This window comes from Streptomyces pluripotens, from assembly GCF_000802245.2.
GTDB classification, from domain to species: domain Bacteria; phylum Actinomycetota; class Actinomycetes; order Streptomycetales; family Streptomycetaceae; genus Streptomyces; species Streptomyces pluripotens.
Genome location: NZ_CP021080.1, coordinates 7,080,327 through 7,099,765 on the forward strand (window position 1 = coordinate 7,080,327; position 19,439 = coordinate 7,099,765).

The 19,439-nt window shown below is 69.4% G+C and carries 20 protein-coding genes; 7 read left to right on the forward strand and 13 right to left on the reverse strand.

Translation table 11 applies throughout. The features are described from left to right. Positions 1-77 precede the first annotated feature (77 nt). A complete protein-coding gene (hypE, locus tag LK06_RS31280; protein ID WP_234367644.1) occupies positions 78-1,067 on the forward strand; it encodes a hydrogenase expression/formation protein HypE in 990 nt (329 codons plus the stop codon). Positions 1,068-1,091: 24 nt separating this feature from the next. Here the strand turns inward: hypE and hypA are convergent, their stop codons facing one another. From hypA to LK06_RS31325, 9 genes are all read right to left on the reverse strand, one after another. Beyond that, positions 1,092-1,448 (reverse strand): hydrogenase maturation nickel metallochaperone HypA, encoded by a 357-nt coding sequence (gene hypA / locus LK06_RS31285; protein WP_043435428.1) that lies wholly within the window; start codon positions 1,446-1,448, stop codon positions 1,092-1,094. Between the two features lie 7 nt (positions 1,449-1,455). Further along, positions 1,456-1,605, reverse strand: a complete 150-nt coding sequence (locus LK06_RS31290; RefSeq protein ID WP_217350004.1) for a hypothetical protein — start codon at positions 1,603-1,605, stop codon at positions 1,456-1,458. A 103-nt stretch (positions 1,606-1,708) separates the two neighbouring features. Continuing rightward, positions 1,709-1,915 carry a hypothetical protein gene (locus LK06_RS31295; RefSeq protein ID WP_039655509.1) on the reverse strand — a complete coding sequence of 69 codons (207 nt, stop codon included), beginning with the start codon at positions 1,913-1,915 and terminating at the stop codon, positions 1,709-1,711. Positions 1,916-1,971: 56 nt separating this feature from the next. After that, the gene (locus LK06_RS31300) at positions 1,972-2,562 is read right to left on the reverse strand and encodes a DUF5947 family protein (RefSeq protein ID WP_043435431.1); all 591 of its coding nucleotides are present in this window, start codon (positions 2,560-2,562) and stop codon (positions 1,972-1,974) included. Then, the gene (locus LK06_RS31305; RefSeq protein ID WP_039655507.1) at positions 2,559-3,146 is read right to left on the reverse strand and encodes a NifU family protein; all 588 of its coding nucleotides are present in this window, start codon (positions 3,144-3,146) and stop codon (positions 2,559-2,561) included. The genes LK06_RS31300 and LK06_RS31305 overlap by 4 nt, the downstream gene beginning before the upstream one ends. After that, entirely contained in the window at positions 3,139-4,938 is a 1,800-nt protein-coding gene (locus tag LK06_RS31310) for a nickel-dependent hydrogenase large subunit (RefSeq protein ID WP_039655506.1), read from the reverse strand. The genes LK06_RS31305 and LK06_RS31310 overlap by 8 nt, the downstream gene beginning before the upstream one ends. A gap of 51 nt (positions 4,939-4,989) precedes the next feature. After that, on the reverse strand, positions 4,990-6,081 hold the full coding sequence (locus LK06_RS31315) for an NADH-quinone oxidoreductase subunit B family protein (protein WP_039655505.1): 1,092 nt from the start codon (positions 6,079-6,081) through the stop codon (positions 4,990-4,992). After that, positions 6,078-6,623, reverse strand: coding sequence for a hemerythrin domain-containing protein (locus tag LK06_RS31320; RefSeq protein ID WP_039655504.1), 546 nt, complete (start codon positions 6,621-6,623; stop codon positions 6,078-6,080). The genes LK06_RS31315 and LK06_RS31320 overlap by 4 nt, the downstream gene beginning before the upstream one ends. Continuing rightward, on the reverse strand, positions 6,610-8,214 hold the full coding sequence (locus LK06_RS31325) for a hypothetical protein (RefSeq protein ID WP_234367553.1): 1,605 nt from the start codon (positions 8,212-8,214) through the stop codon (positions 6,610-6,612). The genes LK06_RS31320 and LK06_RS31325 overlap by 14 nt, the downstream gene beginning before the upstream one ends. Positions 8,215-8,433: 219 nt before the next feature. Here LK06_RS31325 and LK06_RS31330 point away from each other — a divergent pair, with 219 nt between their 5' ends. The 5 genes from LK06_RS31330 (at position 8,434) to LK06_RS31350 (ending at position 13,930) form a co-directional block, all read left to right on the forward strand. Further along, positions 8,434-8,631 carry an antitoxin gene (locus LK06_RS31330; RefSeq protein WP_039655503.1) on the forward strand — a complete coding sequence of 66 codons (198 nt, stop codon included), beginning with the start codon at positions 8,434-8,436 and terminating at the stop codon, positions 8,629-8,631. A gap of 213 nt (positions 8,632-8,844) precedes the next feature. Beyond that, positions 8,845-9,222: a hypothetical protein gene (locus tag LK06_RS31335; protein ID WP_234367554.1), complete on the forward strand. Its 378-nt coding sequence runs from the start codon at positions 8,845-8,847 to the stop codon at positions 9,220-9,222. Between the two features lie 769 nt (positions 9,223-9,991). Continuing rightward, positions 9,992-11,797 (forward strand): alkaline phosphatase family protein, encoded by a 1,806-nt coding sequence (locus LK06_RS31340; protein ID WP_039655501.1) that lies wholly within the window; start codon positions 9,992-9,994, stop codon positions 11,795-11,797. A gap of 343 nt (positions 11,798-12,140) precedes the next feature. Then, the gene (locus LK06_RS31345) at positions 12,141-13,181 is read left to right on the forward strand and encodes a permease (RefSeq protein WP_234367555.1); all 1,041 of its coding nucleotides are present in this window, start codon (positions 12,141-12,143) and stop codon (positions 13,179-13,181) included. Beyond that, a complete protein-coding gene (locus LK06_RS31350) occupies positions 13,178-13,930 on the forward strand; it encodes a TIGR03943 family putative permease subunit (protein WP_043434112.1) in 753 nt (250 codons plus the stop codon). The genes LK06_RS31345 and LK06_RS31350 overlap by 4 nt, the downstream gene beginning before the upstream one ends. Positions 13,931-14,321: 391 nt before the next feature. Here LK06_RS31350 and LK06_RS31355 read toward each other — a convergent pair whose 3' ends face one another. Then, a complete protein-coding gene (locus LK06_RS31355; protein ID WP_039655499.1) occupies positions 14,322-14,588 on the reverse strand; it encodes a GlsB/YeaQ/YmgE family stress response membrane protein in 267 nt (88 codons plus the stop codon). Positions 14,589-15,121: 533 nt separating this feature from the next. Between LK06_RS31355 and LK06_RS31360 the strand changes: the two genes are divergently transcribed. After that, complete coding sequence (locus LK06_RS31360) at positions 15,122-16,831, forward strand: LCP family protein (protein ID WP_234367556.1); 1,710 nt, start codon at positions 15,122-15,124, stop codon at positions 16,829-16,831. 89 nt (positions 16,832-16,920) lie between these two features. On the opposite strand, the gene LK06_RS31365 is transcribed toward LK06_RS31360, so the two are convergent. From LK06_RS31365 to LK06_RS31375, 3 genes are all read right to left on the reverse strand, one after another. After that, complete coding sequence (locus LK06_RS31365; RefSeq protein WP_174673962.1) at positions 16,921-17,154, reverse strand: hypothetical protein; 234 nt, start codon at positions 17,152-17,154, stop codon at positions 16,921-16,923. A 106-nt stretch (positions 17,155-17,260) separates the two neighbouring features. After that, positions 17,261-18,130, reverse strand: coding sequence for a class II glutamine amidotransferase (locus tag LK06_RS31370; protein ID WP_043434115.1), 870 nt, complete (start codon positions 18,128-18,130; stop codon positions 17,261-17,263). Positions 18,131-18,302: 172 nt separating this feature from the next. Further along, the gene (locus LK06_RS31375) at positions 18,303-19,214 is read right to left on the reverse strand and encodes a TIGR01777 family oxidoreductase (protein WP_039655495.1); all 912 of its coding nucleotides are present in this window, start codon (positions 19,212-19,214) and stop codon (positions 18,303-18,305) included. Positions 19,215-19,439 lie beyond the last annotated feature (225 nt).

Below are 19,439 nucleotides of genomic sequence, written 5' to 3' on the forward strand. Positions count from 1 at the left end.
ACACGGTCCCCGGGGCGGCGGTCGACCCCGCCGAGTGGACGTGTCCCGCCCCGCTGCGCGACCAAGGGGTCGTCGTGATGGGCCACGGTGGAGGCGGCGCGCTGTCCGCCGAACTCATGGAACAGGTCTTCACCCCCGCGTACGGCAATCCCACCCTGGCCGCCCTCACCGACTCCGCCGTCCTGGACCTGGGCGGTGCCAGGGTTGCCTTCTCCACCGACTCCTACGTCGTACGGCCGCTGTTCTTCCCCGGCGGCAGCCTCGGCGACCTGGCCGTCAACGGAACGGTCAACGACCTGGCGATGAGCGGTGCCAGGCCCGCATACCTCTCCACGGCCTTCGTGTTGGAGGAAGGGGTGGACCTGGCCGTGGTAGAGCGGGTCGCCCGTGCTGTCGGCGCCGCCGCGGAGAGAGCCGGCGTCACCATCGCCACCGGGGACACCAAGGTGGTCGAGTCCGGGCACGGCGACGGCGTCTACATCAGCACCGCCGGAGTGGGACTGGTGCCCGACGGCGTGGACATCCGTCCGCAGCGTGCCAGGCCCGGCGACGCGGTCCTGGTCAGTGGTCCGATCGGCCTGCACGGTGTCGCCGTCATGAGTGTGCGCGAAGGGCTGGAGTTCGGTGTCGAGATCGCCTCCGACACCGCGCCCCTGGCGGACCTCGTGGCGACCATGCTGGAGGTCACCAAGGACATCCACGTGCTGCGTGACCCCACCCGGGGCGGGCTGGGGGCCTCCTTGAACGAGATCGCCCGCGCCTCGGGAACCGGGGTCCGGCTGCGTGAGCGCGCCATCCCGGTCCCGGACGAGGTCGTGAATGCCTGCGGGTTCCTCGGGCTGGATCCGTTGTACGTCGCCAATGAGGGCCGGCTCGTCGCGTTCGTGCCCCCAGAGCACGCTGAGGCCGTGCTCGCGGTGATGCGTGCGCACCCGCAGGGCAGCGGGGCCGCGCTCATCGGTGAGTGCGTCGCGGACCACCCGGGGATGGTCGTCGTCGCCACCGGCCTCGGCGGCACGCGCGTGATGGATCTGCCCCTGGGGGAGCAACTGCCCCGCATCTGCTGATGCGCCGGGCGGCCGGCCCCGCGCTCAGAGCGGGGCCGCCACCGCCTCGACCCCCGTGATCTCCAGCTCCCGTCCGCTACGTAGTTCCTGTGACGGCCGGTCGCAGCGGGGACACCAGAAGAAGGGCGGCATACCCACCGTGAACTCCTGGGCGCACCCGTCGCACCAGGCCCGTGCCGTCACCTGTTCCACGAGGAGCCGTGCTCCGGCGAGGGCAGTACCGTCACGGGCCACCTCGAAGGCGAAGTGGAGCGCGTCAGGTACCACGCCCGCCAGTTCGCCGACCCGTACGGTCACCGCGGAGACGTCCTCGGCGCCTTCGGCCCGGGCGATCTCCTCGGCCCGCTCCACGATTGCGGTCGCGATCGACAGTTCGTGCACGGTCGGCTCAGCGTGGGCGCTTGGCGCCGCAGCGCACGTCGATCATGCGCCAGATGCGCACTTCACGCCGGATGCCCGGGAGCTCCCGGACGAGCAGTGCGAGCGCGGCCGCACCCAGCACGAGGGCCTGTGCCTTCAGTACCCGTCGTGCCGTCACTTCGGTCCGCATCCGCGCCGCCGCCGATGATCGTGCTCGGTACCTTCTCATCCCGGTGCCTTTCCGCTTCCTCGTTCCTGGTGCTGCGTCTCCCGGTTCCGGATCATCCCGGCGAGATGTTCGGCATGATCTTCGAGATGGCGTCGTGCTGCCTGGAGTGGATTCCGGTGGAGCGGCGCGCGTCGGACGTGCCGTCCTTGTGGTGTCCGCTCTGGTGCGCGTAGGGGCCCTTGTTGCCCTGGTGCATTCCAGGCACGTGCCGTGACGTGTCGTGGTGCGCCTGGGGCCGGCCGACCCTGATCGTTCCCATGTCGTTCTCCCTTCCGCCGCTTGTGCGGCCTCTTCTCCCACGGTCTCCCGGGTTTCCTACGGCCGCTCGGTGAGCTCCGTGAAGAACTGCTCAACGGCGGGCCACACCCGGCCGCCCCCGGCGAGGCCCCGCCACTCCCGGCGGACGACGGCGACCATCCGGAAACAGTCGTCCACCGGCACGATCCAGTGGTGGTCGAAGCCGCGCACGGTGTTCACCAGCAGTGCCTCCACTTCGGGTGCCAGGGAAGCGAGCTGCGGACACCTGGTGCACATCTCCCGCCAGCGGTCCGCGTCGACCTCCCAGCGCATGGCCCCCGCCGGGCTCGGGCCCTGCGCGGTGACCGTGCCGTCCGCGCGGGGCACGAAGAAGACCAGCCCGACCGGGACGCCGAGCGGTCCGGTGTCCACGGGTGCCAGCCGCACCCGCCGACGGGGGACCAGCAGGTACTGGCCGCTGCCGGTACCGTCCCCGGCGAACAGCACCGCGCACGCCCCGCAGGCGCACAGCACTTCCCGGCGTCCGGTGTCGTAGAGGTGGCGGTGTCCGTCCGGTGCTGGAGCGTCACACAGGTCACACCGCTCGGGGCGGTCGCGGCCGGCGGCCGCCGAGCGGATGACGCGGGCCAGTGCTCCACCCGCGCTCACGGCGCCTCCCGTACCCGTGGTGCGCCGTTGAGCAGCAGCGAGTCGAGTGGTACGAACGCCGGTGCGGCCGCGCGGTCCGGCATCGGCACCGGCTCGACCGCGGTGAGTTCCGGTGCAGCGGCCAGCACCGCTTCCCGGACCGCGTCGGCGATGGTGGGCCCGCCGCCGCAACCGGCTCCGCAGCCCCCGGCCTCGCTCACCCGCACCCGTGCTACTTGCCCGTCGACGGCGACCAGTTCCACGTCGCCGCCGCGCTCGCGCACCGCCGGGCGGAGCCGTTCGACCGCCCGCTCGGCTCGCCGCTCGGCCGGCTCCGGGTGCAGGTCGTGCAGCACCAGCAGGTGGCCCAGCAACTCGTCCCCGGCCAGCACCGCGAACAGCGGCTCCCCGCCCAGGTCGAGCACCCGGGCCAATGCCTCGCCGTAGACCTCGGTCAGCACCCGTACCGCCTCGACTGCTGTGCTGCTGGTCGGTCCGGGCGCTGACTCCAGACGGACCAGCAGTTCCTCGAGCCGAGTGAGCCGCGCCTCCACGGCCGGGGCTCCGAGCCGCCCCGCTGCCGGTGCAGCGGGGCGGTCAGCCATGGTTCGCCCCGTACGTCGGGGTGTGCACGGTCGTCAGGGTCTTGCCCTTGCCCATGTACATGTGGACACCGCAGGGCAGACAGGGGTCGAAGCTGCGCACGGTACGCATGATGTCGACGCCCTTGAAGTCGTCCGGGCCGTTCTCCTCGAAGATCGGCTGGCCCTGGACCGCGTCCTCGTACGGGCCCGGTGTGCCGTAGATGTCACGGGGGCTGGCGTTCCACGGGGTCGGGGGGTACGGGTGGTAGTTGGCGATCTTCTTGTCCTTGATCACCAGGTGGTGGGACAGGACACCGCGCACCGCCTCGTGGAAGCCGCAGCCGATGGCCTCGTCCGGGACTTCGAAGTTCTCGAACACCTTGGTCTCGCCGGCCCGGAGCAGGCCCATCGACTCTTCCAGGAACTGCAGTGCCATGGCGGCTGCGTAGGCGACGAAGTAGGGCCGGGCACGGTCCCGTTCGATGGTGTTGCTCCACTTCGGGATGTGCCACTCCAGCGTCGTCTCCGGGAGCGACTCGCCCTTGGGCAGGGAGATGCGCACACTGCTGCCGGTCGCCTTGACGTACGGGGTGTCGACCAGGCCGCTCAGCGCGGTCGACCAGAGCCTGGCCAGCGGTCCGCCGCCGGTGTCCAGGGCCAGGTGCTCACCGCTGTCCGGGTGGTACCAGCGCGGGCTCATCACCCAGCTGTACTTGCCGTCGAAGTCCCGCTTCTGGGGCACCGGCACGGTGGTCTGGTTCCACGGGTGCCGCATGTCCACGGGGTTGCCGAGCGGATCGTGGGTGACGAAGGGCTGCTCGTTCACCCAGTCCTCGTAGAAGGAGCTGCCCAGCATGATGCGCAGACCGAGGTTGATGTCGATCAGGTTGTTGGTGACCAGTTTGCCGTCCACGACGATTCCAGGGGTGACGTACATCGCCTTGCCCCACTCGTTCATCGTCTCGTAGCGGTAGTCGACCACGTCCGGGTTCTGCCAGGCGCCCCAGCAGCCGAGCAGGATGCGCCGCTTGCCGACCTCCTCGTAGCCCGGTAGGGCCTCGTAGAAGAAGTCGAAGACGTCGTCGTTCATCGCCACGGCCTTCTTGACGAAGTCGATGACGCGCATGAGTCGACTGAGGTAGTCGGTGAAGGTGTTGGGTTGCGGCATGGTGCCGACCCCGCCCGGGTACAGCGTGGAGGGGTGGACGTGTCGGCCTTCCATCAGGCAGAACATCTCCCGGGTGACCCGGCTGACCTTCAGCGCCTCCTTGTAGACCTCGCCCTCGAAGGGGTTGAAGGCCTTCATGATGTCGGCGATGGTCCGGTATCCGTGGACGTCCCCGCGGGGTGCGTCGGTGCGTTCGGCGCGGGCGAGCACACCGGGGTTGGTGGCTTTGACCATCGCCTCGCAGAAGTCCACGAACACCAGGTTGTCCTGGAAGATCGTGTGGTCGAACATGTACTCGGCGGCTTCGCCCAGATTGGTGATGTGCTCGGCCATCTTGGGCGGCTTGACGCCGTAGGCCATCTGCTGGGCGTAGTTCGAGCACGTGGTGTGGTTGTCGCCGCAGATGCCGCAGATGCGCGAGGTGATGAACCCCGCGTCGCGGGGGTCCTTGCCCTTCATGAACACCGAGTAGCCCCGGAAGAGCGACGAGGTGCTGCGGCATTCCACGACTTCCTGGTTGGCGAAGTCGATCTTGGTGTAGATGCCCAGGTTGCCGATGATCCGGGTGATCGGGTCCCAGGACATGTCCACGATCTGTGCGGGCTTGCGCTCCCGGACCCGGGTTGGGTCGCCGGTTGTCGTCATGTTGGTTTCTGTCCCTCGTCTCGGTTGCGCATGGGTCTGTGGTGGCGCGGGTCAGGCACGCCAGTGCGGGTCGTAACCGCTGGTGAGCTCCCGCTTGTTGTGGTGCCACTTGGGTTCGCGGTTGACGGCCATGCTGGTCACTGCCCGCAGCCGGCGGACGACGGCGCCGTACGGCTTGATCAGCGTGGAGGACAGCGTGCCGCCGGTCGGCTCGTCCATGAACGGCATGAACGCGTCCGGGAAGCCGGGCATGGTGCAGCCGATGCAGATGCCGCCGACGTTCGGGCAGCCGCCGATGCCGGCCATCCAGCCACGCTTGGGCACGTTGCAGTTGACGACCGGTCCCCAGCAGCCCGTCTTCACCAGGCACTTGGGGGAGTTGTAGTCCTTGCCGAAGTCGGCCTGCTCGTAGTACGCGGCACGGTCGCAGCCCTCGTGCACGGTCTTGCCGAAGATCCACTGGGGACGCAGCATGTCGTCCAGGGGAGGCGGAGGTGCGGTTCCGGCCGCGTGGTAGAGGACCCAGACCAGGGTCTCCATGAAGTTCTCCGGCTGGATGGGGCAGCCGGGAACGTTCACCACCGGTAGCGCCCCCTGCGACCTGAACTCCCAGCCCAGGTAGTCCGCGAGGCCCATCGAACCGGTGGGGTTGCCCGCCATCGCGTGGATGCCGCCGTAGGCAGCGCAGGTACCGGCGGCCACCACCGCCCAGGCCTTGGGGGCCAGCTGGTCGATCCACCAGTTCAGGGTCTGCGGCTGACCGGTGTCCGGGTCGTTGCCGAAGGACGTCCAGAAGCCGTCGCCCTCGATGATGTTCTGGTTCGGGATGGAGCCCTCGATGACCAGGATGAACGGGGACAGTTCGCCGCGCGCCGCAGCCCGGTAGGGGGCGAGGAAGTCCTCGCCGCCCAGGCTCGGTGACAGCACCTTGTTGACCAGGTTCACCTTGGGTAGACCCGGGATCAGGCCGAGCACCAGGTCTTCGATGGAGGGCTGCCCGGCAGCCGTGAGCGAAACGGTGTCGCCGTCGCAGCTCATGCCTTCGGAGATCCAGAGGATGTGGATCTCGTCGAACCCGTTCGCGTGCGCCTCCGGCCGGCCGGGTTCCGGGCTCGCTTCGGTGGTGCCGTGCTGTGTGGTCATGTCCTCGGCCTCCGCTGCAGTCGGTCTCGGAGTCGGTCGTAGGCCGCGGCCACCGGGGCCGCGAGGGTCAGGACGGGCGGTTCCTCCGGGGCGTGTGGATGCGGACGCGTCGGCGCCGCTGCCTTCGCCTTGGTGAGCAGCACGCCCAGGCGGTCCAGGTCCTCCTGCGACACGGTCTCCCGCAACCGCGGTATGAGGACGTCCTCCTGCGCACGTATGTGCTCCCCGACCTCGCGGCGCAGCTTTGCCACCAGGTCGCCGGTACGTGGGTCACCCTCGCCGAGCCGGTCCAGTGCGAGGAGGGTCTGTTTGACACCTTGGTGCCCGCTCAGTTGCTCGGCGACCACCTGGTCGCCGTCGGAAAGCACCTTCTTGGCCAGGGGAAGGACATACATCTCCTCCAGCGCCGCGTGCTTGGACAACTCGCGCACCAGCAGTTCCACCACGCCACGGCGCTGTCGCTCGGAGGCTGAGGCGCCGAAGTCACGGAACAGTTGCTCGACCATCCGGTGGTCGTGCATCAACATGTCAAGAGCGTCCATCGGACCGTCCCTTCTCCGACTCACCGGCCGGATGATGTGGCCGCGGGGACTGCGGCGGGGGTGGGTGGCCCGGCGGGCCCGCCGGATCCGGTGCGTCCGCGCGTCCGAGTGGTTCGACCTCGTCGGGCTGGAAGTAGTGAAAACGGCCGTACCAGCCGTGTAGTTCGGCGGCCGGGTCGTCGTCGACGGTGACGGCCAGGTGCACGCTGCCGTCCACGTCGTGGAAGACCGCGGCGACCTGCGCGGTCCGCTGGTCCAGGAACATGTCCTGCGCGTCGGCGCCGCGGCGCCGCGGTCGCAGCTGCACCCGGCTGCCGCCGCCGACCGGTACCCCGTTTACGAGCACGGTGTCGGTCGCCGGGGACAACCCCTCATCGGCGCCCTCCTGCCACCAGGCCGGCCGCCCAGGAATGGGCGACCCAGGGCTGCCGTAGGCCTCGGGTCGTCCGGCCGGAGTGAGGGAGCGAATGGTGCCGTGCAGCCGGGCGAACACCTCTGGAGGCATGGTGTCGACCCGGTCGAGGATCTGGGCGGCCCGTGGATCGGTGGCCCGGGCCTCGGCCTTCTCCTCGTCGGTCAGCAGCATGGTGCGCAGCGTGAGGATCTCGTCGATCTCCGCCGCGTCGTGCAGATCACCCGGGCTCTCCGGGGCCACCTGCGGATGGTCAGGCAAGATGATGGGGGCGGACAGCATGACGTCACCGGTCGCCCCGTCGCCGTCGTCCCCTGGGGCCTTGGGCGGCGCGCCGCCCAGCACGGGAAACGTGAATGCGTTGCGGCAGTCGCGCACCTGCTCCGCGAGACCGGAGGGCGGGTCGATCACTGAGATGAATTCCACGCCCTCGCCGCCGAGGAGACAGTGCGTGGCGATCAGCGACCGATGCAGTACCTCACCCCGAGAAGCCTGAGGATCCGGGGCGCCGGAGGTGTTCTCGGTGCGCACGCGCAGTCGGCACAGGCCCGGTGTGAGCGGCTCGGCGACGACCGTCGTCGCGGCCCGGACCTCCCACCGACGCCTCACCGTCCGCCCCGCGCCCGCCGCGAGCGGCTCGGCCTCGGTTCCGGCCGGCGCGCCCGCGGCGACCGTACGTCCATCGCGCAGCAACTCCGCCAGTGGCAGCACCACCTCGGTTTGGCGCGGTACCGCCTCTTCGAACGACAGGTGGGTGACGCCGTCGTCCGTCCGTAGGGAGCCCACCGGGTGGTGGGTTCCGTCCGCGTCGGCAGCCTCCACCTGTTTGTGCTGCATCTGCAGATAGCGCACCCGCACGCGTACGACTGCGTCCTCGCGCCGGATGCGCACCAGACACTCCGTCTGCTGGTACCAGGAGTCCGCGGAGCCGGAGATCCCGGGTGTGACCGGTCCCTCCTGTTCCACCCAGTCCCTGGGCAACAGCACCCCGAACTGCCAGCGGACCCGGTTCTTCGGCGAGGAACGGCGGTACGGATAGAGCAGATAGCCCTCGTACAGCACGGCGTCCGCGACGGCGCTGATCTGCTCGAAGGCATCGCCGGGTCGGCCCTGCGGCGCGTTGGCGCCGTCCGCGCCGGAGGCGGTCGCCGCCCCTACCGCGCTGCCTAGGTCCGCCATGGCGCCTCCTCGTCAGTGATGCACTCGGGCATCCCTTCCACCACGGTCACACCCGTCACGGCCCCTCGCCCCTCCGGAGGACCGTCATTACGCCGCTCAGGGGAATCCGGGCGCGCGGTCTGGGGCGGCCACACCCCCGGAGTCGCCCTGTCGCGTCCCTGCGCGTGGGATCATGGTTCGGCCCGGCCCGACCAAGCCGGGGAAGGAGAGGAAACGGATATGTTCGACGCCCTGAAGAGCCTCAAGGAGAAAGCCGAGGACATCGCCGAGACCCACGGCGACAAGATCTCCGAAGGCCTTGAGAAGGTGGGCGACTTCATTGACGACCGGACCGAGGGCAAGCACAGCGGGACCATCGACACGGCCGTCGACAAGGCTCAGGACTTCGTCGGGAAGCTGGGCGGGAACAAGGACTGACACGTGACGGGACCGTTCAGGGACTCGTCACGCACATGACGTGCGGCCGGGCGGCAGCGGACGCAGGGTGCACTCGGCAAGGTTTCCCCGCTCTCGCTGGCCGTCCTGCCGCCCGTCGCTGACATGCGGTGGGCAGCATAAGCTGGCCTGATGCGGGGGCGAGCGCGAGAGCGATGGGGCGGTCAGCCGCGGTGGGCGAGGTGGACCCTCGCGGTGTATGTGATCGGCTTTCTGGAGGGGACCGGCGCCCACTGCCTGGATCTGGTCAGGGGCGGGATCCATGTCTATGCCTCCTTCGCTCCGGTCCCGCTGCAGGTGTTCTTCGTCAGCTTGGTGGTGCTCGATCCGCTGGTTGCTGTCCTTGTGGGACTTGCGCGTCCGGAGGGCGTCCGGTTGGCGAGCGGTGTGATGGTGCTGGACGTCATCGCGAACTGGATCGTGAACTGGCCGCGGCTGCAGGAGGATCCTGCGTGGCTGCTGCGTCCGGTCGGGCTGTTGCCGGTTACGCTCTTTGGCCTGTTCGACATCGCGCCCTTGGCTCCCTTGCATCGGGCCATGACGCGGCCGCATCTCAGCTGCACGGCCCGATGACGGTGGTTGGCGATCGGGCAGCGGGAAGCCGGGCGACGCGGCTTGCGGCAGCAGCGGTCTGACGCCGGTGGACGATTTCCTTGTGCTGGGCGGCGAGCCGGGCCAGGGCGGGGGTGCGGAGGTCCGCGAACACCTCGATCGTCTGCTCTGACTGGGCCAGCCGCTCCCGGAGCTTGGTGTCGTCTGCCTTGAGCCGGGCGATCTCAGCCTCGCGGGCGTTTCGCGATGGAGTGGTCCTCCACTATGGGCAGGCTGCCGGTCGCCCGTTCGCCCAGCGAGTTGAAGACGCGAACGAGTTCGTCGAGACGGCTGCGGCAACTGGTGACGTGGTGCGAACACCGCCAGGGGGCACAACAGACAGACCCAGCGGCGGGCCGGACTGGATTCTGGTCGGGGACCCCGCCGGGCTCACAGGAACTCACGGGACGACGCACATGAGCCGCTGTCGGATCCGTTCCCGCGCCCGTCGGTGCCGGCGGCCCGCGGTCGTACGGTCCGGGTTGACCCGTTCCGGTGCTGTCCTCCCACTGCCGGTGAGGGGCTGCGGCGGGATCGCCGGATCGCTCGGCCGGCTGGTCCAACCGTGCTCAACGGGCGGCCGGGGTACGGTCGTCGCGTTTTCATCCTCCCCGAACTTGTCTGGTCAAGTTTGGTCGTGGTTCTTCCGCTCGTCAGCGACGTCGCGTAGTCATGTTCCGTTCGTTGTGCACAGTCAGGCCGTGGAGCTCCGTCCTTCACGGCATCCTCACCAATGGGACGAGGTACACGCATGCAACTGCGCTGGAGATCCCTCGGCGGGCTCCTCGCTCTTCTCGGCGCTCTGACGGTCTCCGCTCCGACCACAGCCCAGGCGGCCGGGAGCAGCGGCAATCTGATCGTCAACGGCGACGCGGAGAGCGGCGGTTACTGCACCGGCGACTGGTCTGCGGCCACCACGGTGCCCGGCTGGACCACCGAGGCCGGCGGCATCAACGTGATGTGTCACTCCGTCGCCTCCTTCGGACTGCCCAACGACGGCAGCACGCCCGGCAAGGCCTTCTTCGGACCCGGGAACTTCGGCGACGGCGCGATGGCGCAGACGGTGGACGTCTCCTCGGCCGCCGAGGCCATTGATGGTGGTGCGGTCCACTACGACCTCTCCGGGTGGCTCGGCGGCTGGACCGTCTACGGCGGCCACGTCGCGGTAAGCCTGCATTTCCACGACGCACAGGGCCGCACGGTCGGGGCCAACGCCACACTGCCGACCGTTTCCGCGACAGACCGCGGCCTGGCCACCAAGTTCCTCTCGCGCAGTACCACCGGCGCGGTCCCGGCCGGCACCCGGTCCATCCAGGTCGAAGTGCAGTTCCTTTCGACGAGCAATGAGACCGGCTATCTCGACAACCTCTCCCTCACGCTGGACACCCCGGTGACGGCGCCCGCCCCGGTCGCGCCCCCCGCCTCCCGGGTCCCGGGCTACGACCACGTGTTCATGGTCATGATGGAGAACACCGACTACTCCGAGGTCATGAACGACCCGGCGGACACCCCTTTCATACACAGCCTGATGGGCCAGGGCGCCACCCTCACCGACTTCCACGGCGTCTACCACCCGAGCGACGAGAACTACCTCGCCGTCGCTGGTGGCGACACGTACACCAAGGGCGCCACGTACTGGCCCAACATCAACTCCCCGCAGCGCAACCTGGGTGACACCGTGGAGGCCGCCGGCAAGTCCTGGAAGGCCTATGAACAGGGTATGGGTACTCCTTGCAACACCAAGAACGACCATGACAGTTACTACGAGCCTGACGACGCGCCGTTCATCAACTACACGGACATCAGTGGTGATGCCGCCCGCTGCGCGGCCCACCTGTTCGACACCACGCAGCTGACCACCGACCTGCAGTCGGCGTCCACCACGCCCAACTTCTCCTGGATCGCGGCCGACGACTACTACGACGGCGAGGCCTCAGGCAACGGAAGTGCCACCAGCTTGCGTACACAGGACGGCTGGCTGAAGCAGACGCTTGCGCCGGTTCTGGCTTCCCCGGCCTGGAAGCAGCAGCGCTCGCTGCTCATCCTGACTTGGGACGAGAGCGAGGGCGAAGCGTACAACCATGTGGTCACCACGGTCGTCGGCTCGCAGGGTACAGTCCCGGCGGGGACCAGCAGTTCGGACCACTACGACCACTACGGCATCGCCCGTACCATCGAGGCGGCTCTTGGGTTGCCCGGCCTCACGGCGAACGACAGGTACGCGACCCCGCTCAATGCGGCCTTCGCGCCCTCCGCGGCGACGTCACCGACGCTCGGCGGAGACCTGAATGCGGTGACGAACGGCGGTAACATCACCCTCCGCTACTCGGTGCCGTCCGCAGCCCAGGTGCACGCGAAGAACTGGATCGGCATCTATCCGGCAGGTGTCACCCCGGGCAAGCAGGCTTCCCTCACCTGGGCCTACGCCCCGAATGCAAGCGGTGCGCTGACCTTCTCCACCGGCAAACTGAGCGGCGCAGGCAGCTATGACGCGTACTACCTCGCCGACGACGGCTACTCGGTGCTGGCCGGACCGTTCTCCCTGACGGTCGGCTGATCACAGCTTTGGAGCACCGCGTGTGACCCTGCGCCGCCCCCGGTCGATGTCCCGGCGGGCGGCGCGGCCGCATGCCCGTCGGGAGACGCGCACCGGGACCGGCGGGGGCGGCGCGATGAGGGCCCTGACCGGCGCGGGGGAGACAAGACCGTGCGGCCGTGGTGGTCGTGTGGCGCGCTGAGGGCTCGGTGGGCCCGCCACTTCGGTCGGTGCGCGTTGCACATTGCGGCCAGAGCCACCGTCGGAGTGCATTGGGGTGCCTGCTCGGCTCCTGCGGCGTGTACGCGAGGCCGCGTCGCCGTCCTCGCTTATCGTCACTCGGACACCGACATCCGGAGTGATCATGGAAAAGACGGATGAATGGATGGGTGTGGTGGAGGGTGCGACGGTCGCACCCGCCGCCGCTCCAGCCGTGCGCCGCACCCCGCCCCGGTCGTTCGGCGCCGCTCTCGCGATCACAGCCGGTGCCACGGCCCTGCTCCTCCTGGCAGGCACGCAGTGGCTGAACCAGCCGGCCGTCCAGGCCTGGCGGACCGTCTGTCTGGCGATCACCGTCCAGGCGCTCCCCTTCCTCCTCCTCGGAACGGTCCTGTCCGGTGCCATCAACGCTTTCGTACCGGCCGACCTCTTCACCAGGGCGCTGCCGAAGCGGCCCGCTCTCGCCGTGCCCGTCGCCGGAGCCGCGGGCGTGGTCCTGCCGGGCTGCGAGTGCGCCTCCGTACCCGTCGCCCACAGCCTGATCCGCCGGGGCGTCACACCGGCCGCCGCGTTCGCCTTCCTGCTCTCCGCGCCCGCGGTCAACCCCGTCGTACTGACGGCCACCGCTGTCGCCTTCCCTGACCACCCCGCGATGGTCGTCGCCCGGCTGGCCGCCTCGCTCGTCACGGCGGCAACCATGGGCTGGCTCTGGCTCTGGCTGGGCAAGGAGAAGTGGTTGCGGCCCGTATTGCGGCACCGGCACACCGGCCACCAGCGTGGCCGCAGCCGCTGGAACGAGTTCCGTCTCGGCTTCCAGCACGACTTCCTGCACGCCGGTGGTTTTCTCGTCCTCGGCGCCATGGCCGCGGCCACCTTCAACATCACTGTGCCGCGCTCCGTCCTCGACACCTTCACCGGCTCGCCCTGGCTGTCGGTGCCCTTCTTGGCCGCACTCGCCGTGGTGTTGGCGGTGTGCTCGGAGGCCGACGCCTTCGTCGCGGCCTCGCTCACCGGCTTCCCGCCCATCGCCCGGCTCGCGTTCCTGGTGGTCGGTCCGATGGTCGATCTGAAGCTCATCGCCCTTCAGGCGGGCACGTTCGGCAGGGCCTTCGCCTGGCGGTTTTCCACGGCGACCACCGGGGTGGCGGTGGTCGCGAGCGTCGTGATCGGAGGCGCGCTGTTGTGAGGCGCCCCGTTCAGACCCTGCTCCTGGCCCTGATCGGCACCGGCCTGCTGCACACGACTCTCTTCACCGACACCTACCTGCGCTACGTCAAGGCCGGACTGCGGCCCCTGCTGATCGCTTCCGGAACGGTCCTGTTGATGCTCGGCCTGGCGGGGGTGGTCGCTCGGCGCGGCGGGGACCGTACTCCCGGAGCTGGTCACGACCACGACCACGACCACGACCACGGCCACGACCACTCCAGCGCCCCGCGCGTAGCCTGGCTGCTCTTCCTCCCCGCAGTGAGCCTGCTCCTGTACGCCCCGCCCGCCCTGGGCGCGTACACCGCCGCACGATCGGGCAGCAAGCCTGTCACCGTGCAGAAGGGATTCACTCCGCTGTCCGCGGCCGACCCCGTGCCGCTGACCCTCACGGACTTCATCCAGCGCGTCCAACAGGACCACAGCCTGGCCGTGAAGAACCGCACCATGCGGTTGACGGGCTTCGTTACCCCAGCCGAGGAGGGCGACGGCTGGTACCTGACGCGGATCATCTTCACCTGCTGCGCGGCCGACTCCCAGACCGTGAAGGTGCGGATGTACGGGACCGAGGCCCCACCCGCCAACACGTGGGTGGCCGTGACCGGTACCTGGCATCCCCGGGGCGCCCTCGGTACCACGACCGCGCAGGCGGCGCTCGACGTCAGGGAGGCCAGGACCATGGCCCAGCCGGTGAACGCCTACACCGACGATCTGCCGTTGGTTCCCTCCTGACCCGGGTCCACAAGGAGGCGGCGACCATGACACGGACACCTCTCAGCGGGGCCCGCCCGTTCCGGCTGCCGCAGTGACCGTGACAGAGCCGCGACGTGCCCGGGCTGGCTACTGCACGGCCACGACCATCACCAGCGACACCCCCTGCTATTGCCACGAACGCCACCTACCGCCTGGACGACCCCGGAGCCAGGGCCTTCCTGGCCTCCTTCGTGAAACTGCCGCAGCGCCGTCCCGCGGGGCACGATCCGATCCTTCCGGCAACGGAGGACCTGCTTGTGGGCGGTGCACCATGCACCGCGCGGTGCGCAGTGGGCGAGCGGTGCATGGTGCACCGCTCGCCGCCGGCATCCCGCCGGCGGCGACGCCCCCCCGGTACCGAGCGGGTCGGTCAGTTGCGGGAATTACCGAACAGGAGGCGGTATCCGACGAGGAGCACCAGGGAGCCGACGACGGCCGCGCCCCAGGTGTAGAGGTCGAAGAAATGCTGTTGCACCGGGCGGTCGAGGAAGCGGGCGGACAGCCAGCCGCCGATGAAGGCGCCCGCGACTCCGATCAGAGTGGTGCCGATCAGACCGCCCGGGTCGCGGCCCGGCAGCAGCGTCTTGGCGATGGCGCCGGCCAGCAGGCCGAGGATGATCCAGCCGATTATGCCCACGGTGTTGACCTCCGATCGGGTCGGGTCCGCCGGACACCGACTCCTGGTTTGCGTGTGGGCGCAAGCCTAGATCCGTAGAGCGCGCCCGCAGCGTGGCCGCTGGTCTCCGGTGACGTCCCGTCGAGGTTCCGCAACACGATCAGGACATTGCACCAGGCAGTGGAGCCGGTCCGGGCACTGGGTCCGGCCCAGGACCCGCTCCCGGCCCGCCGCAGCCACGGCCCGCCGCCCCGGCCCGGTGCGAGCGGGAGGTGATCAGCCGATGGGCTTGCTGGCCCCTCGGCGTCCGGGACGCACAGACCTCCCCCGTTCTGCTGATCCAGCCCCCGTCTGGGCCGGGCACGGCGTTTCCATGAGATGCCTCACCTGTGAATTGTGCCGGGAGCTGTGCTGTTCGGCCGACGCGTTTGTTAGATTGCGCAACTACGTAACCCGGGTGAACTGCTGTTTCACCCGTTCGTCCACCGCCACGCACGGCCGGCCGTACCCATGAACGGCCGGGCCTGGGGGCCCGACCGTTCATGGAGTGGGAGATGAGCGACCCGTGGGACGGTCCCGCCGGCCCGGCCACGCGCAGCCGTGACGCGCGGGTGCCCGCACAGCGTGCGGCGAGGAGCGGTGGGGGGCGTCAGCAGGGCGGCCCCGCGGCCCCGATGGGCTCCCGCTCGCACGGAGGCAGACGGGGACGCCGGGTCCGTCCGGTGCGGCGTGGCAGGAGGGCGCTGAAGATCGTCGGGATATGCATGTCCCTCCTCATCCTGGTCACCGCCGGCGTCGGCTGGTGGTTCTACCAGCATCTGAACGGCAATATCCACAGCGTCTCGCTCGACGGCAAGGGGGGCACCGAGAAGGCCGATGCCTTCGGCCGTACCCCGATCAACATCCTGGTCATGGGCTCGGACGGTCGGACCAGCAAGGCCGACTGCAAGCTCGGCGGGGGCTGCTCCAAGACCGGGGTGCAGACCGGTAGCAACGCGGACGTGCAGATGGTCGTGCACATATCCGCGGACCGCTCCAACGCCACCGTGATGAGCATTCCCCGCGACACCATGACCCGGATCCCGGCCTGCAGGAACAGCGGGACCGATCAGTCCACGCCCGGGTACTACGGTCAGATCAACAGTGCGCTGCAGTACGGTCCGGCGTGTCAGGTCGCTACCGTTCACCAGCTCACCGGTATCCCGATAGACCACTTCGTCAAGCTCGACTTCTCCGGCGTCGTCAAGATGTCCGATGCGGTCGGTGGAGTCCCCGTGTGCGTCAGCGACGACGTCTACGACACCTACTCGCATCTGAAGCTGTCCAAGGGAACCCACACCCTCAAGGGGGTGGCGGCCCTGGAGTTCGTCCGTTCGCGGCACGGCTTCGGCGACGGTAGCGACCTCGGTCGTACGATTTCCCAGCACCTCTTCCTCGGTGCGATGATCCGCAAGTTCAAGAGCGCGGGCACCCTCACGGACCCCACGGCTGTCTACGCACTCGCCGACGCGGCCACCAAGGCGCTGACCGTGGACGACGGCCTGGGGACGGTGAAGAAGCTGATCGGGCTGGCGGCCGATTTGGACAAGGTGCCCGCCAAGCGGATCACCTTCGCGACGATGCAGACGGCCCCCGATCCTGCCGACAGCAACCGCGTGGTGGTGGGCCCGGGCGCGAGGACCCTGTTCTCCACGATCGCAGACGACCAGTCCCTGACCACGGGCTCCGGGAAGAAGTCCGTGGCGGCCTCCGCGACGGCCAAGGCCACGGCGACCGCCCCGGCGGTGCCCGCGTCCGAGATCGCCGTGACGGTCGAGAACGGTACGTCCATTACCGGCCGTGCTTCGGCCGTTGCGACCGTGTTGACCGACCGGGGGTTCAGCCTCCGTACGACCACGGCCAACGCGCCGAGCCTGGCCTCGACCACCACTCTCACCTACGGTGCCGGACGGCAGGCCGAGGCGAAGACGGTCGCCGCGGCGCTCGGCCTGTCCGGCGCGCAGCTGAAACAGGGCACTGGAACGGGCCTGACCCTGGTGATCGGCAGTGACTGGCCGAGCGGTACCCGGTACCACGGGGGTTCCTCCTCGCCCGCGCCCGCCGACACCAAGGCCGCGGTCGACAACGCCCACGCCTCGACCGCCGGGCAGGCCAAGACCTGCGCGAAGGTCAGCCCCTACAAGACGGTCACCCTGAACGGGATCTCCATGACCCCTTCCCAGGCCTACGCGGCCGCGCGGGGCAAGCCCGACTCCGACGCCTGAGTGGCCCGTTGCGGGCGAGGGGTACCGCCAGTACGGAGCAACCGGCGAAGCCCCGCTCGCGGTTCGGCGCAGGGGCGGCCGGGACCCGATCAGGGACTGGCGACGTCGAAGCCGTACCGCAGAGGTTCGTCGGTGATGGTGTAGTCGCGCCGGTAGAGGTGCACCGCTTCGGCGCGTACGCCGTCGGGGGACGTGGCCTCCACCTGGCAGGGGTAGGTCACCTGGATGACGCGCGGCTTGCCGGAGACCTTGACCCGCAGTCCGTGCGCGGGCCCTCCGTCGAGCACCGCGATCTGCCAGCCGGTCACCTCGGTCGTCTCCACGGACGACAGTTTAGAGGTTGCGCAAGTCTTCGCCGCGTGAGGCGGCTCATGGTCACGTGGCGGCCCCGCGGGGCCCAGCGGCCCCTTACCGCTCGCGTCGGGTGCCCTACCCGGACCGCTGCGAGGCGGCTGCCTCGGGGCGCAGGTCAGCGAGGGTGAGGAGGCGGGTCGGAGGATCAGGCACGGCGATACGGGACGTGGTGTGCAGGCTGTGGCCTACGTGGAGCAGTTCGCCGGGTTCCATGAGCCGCCAGCGCGGGTTCTCGTCCATGGGCTCGCTCGCCACGATGACGGCGGGACGACTGCTCAGCCCGGCCGAGTGGACGCGTAGGCGGCCGTTGAGGCCGGTGTGGTCGAGATGCCGGCCGCCGTGGTGACCGCCCGCCGGACGCTCGAGGACGTACAACCTGTGGGTGGCTGGATATCGCAGGGCCCACAGTTCATCGTCGGTGACGAGGATGATGTTGAGGGCATAAACAGGCAGATTCCCGGCAACCCACCGTGCCGCGGACTCGATACCGGCGGACACGTCGCCCCCGTGTGCCGCCGTTTCCCGCGTGACCAGGGCGAAGAGACGTTCGGAGTCGGTGTCGCCATGCACCAGGGAACGGTCCTCGCCCAGGTGGCGGTCGAGTGCGTCAAGCCCTTCGACCACGCCATTGTGCGCGAACAACCGGTCCTCTTGCGCAAAGGGGTGTGTGTTCCGCACATCCAGGCCTCCGGTCGAGGCATAGCGGATGTGAGCGAGGAAGGTGGCCGACTCCACCTCCCGAGCCTCCTGAGCGAAGGCGCGGTCCTCATAGGCGGCGATGGGCGCCTTGTGCACCTGCGGCGTACCGTCCGCCGCGAAGAAGCCGAGCCCGGTTCCGTCGGGGTCACGGTGACTCTGCGTGCTGAGACTGTCGGGGGCGTCCAGTAGCCAGAACGTGGCGCGCGTACGCAGGGGAGAGCTGATCAGCCCGAATAGACGGCACACGGCATCCTCCTTCGACTCCGGCGTCCGGAATCATGTCGATGATGCCCCGTGACGTCGGCCCGGCCGACTGCGGCGGGCCGAGAAACAGGGGCGCAGGCCAATGTGTCCGAAACCAGCAGTGCGTGAACCGTCGGTTCCCCCGCCAACGGTCGGCTCCCGTGTTGCGCGGGTTTCAGTCGCTGGTGCGGAGCACCGCGTCGAGTGCTTCTTCGACCGTCGGGTGGCGGAAGACGAAGCCCGTTCTCAGCAGGGCGGCCGGCACCACACGTGCGCTGCACGTGATGCTCGCGGCGAACTCGCCGAGTGCCACGCGGAGCGCGAAGGCGGGAACCGGCGCGGGTGCCGGGCGGCCCAGGACATGGCTCATCGCCCTGGTCACCTCACGGTTCGTCGGTGGCTCGGGGGCAGTGAAGTTGACCGGCCCGCAGAGGGCGTCGCTGGCGAGGACGAAGCGGAGCGCCGCGATGTGATCGGTCAGTGAGACGATCGGCCAGTACTGGTCGCCGGAGCCGAGGCGGCCACCGATGCCCAGGCGGAAGAGCGGGAAGAGCCGGCCGAAGGCACCGCCTCGGGTGGAGACCACCAGACCCGTGCGTGGATGCACGACACGGATACCGGCCCTCCGGGCCGGGTGCGCCGCGGCTTCCCAGTCGACGCAGACGGACGCAAGGAAGTCGTCTCCGGCCGGCCCGGTTTCGTCCACGGTGCGCGCGCCGGTGTCGCCGTAGTGGCCGGTCGCGGACGCGGACACCAGAACACGGGGCGGATCCTCGGATTCCGCGCAGGCCCGGGCGATGGTCGCAGTCCCTCGTACGCGGCTGCTACGGATCTCCCGTTTGTACGTCGCGGTCCATCGTTTGTCCCCGATGCCTGCACCGGCCAGGTGGACGACGGCGTCGACGCCGTCCAGCGCTCCGGGCTGGACGTGCCCGGCGAGCGGGTCCCAGTGCGCGGATTCGCTGCCGTCCCCGGGGGCTGCCGGACTGTTGCGGACGAGGCGGACGACCTGGTGCCCGTCGGTGAGGAGGGAACGGGTGAGGGCGGAGCCGATGAGTCCGTTGGAGCCGGTGATCGCGACGCGCATGGCGTCCTCCCGAGGCGGAGATGTCGATTTGATGCAAATTTAAAGCAATATGGTCACGGTACACAGGCTGCCCGGGCCGCGCCGACCACGGCCATCCGTGTCGTGACCGGTGTCGGTGGTCTGCGGATCGACGGATCGGAAACGGCCCGGTGCCAGCCCGGACTGGAGAGTGGCCCGGGGTGGTACCGGGCACGATGGCCCTCGAACACGCGGCCCGGAGGCAAC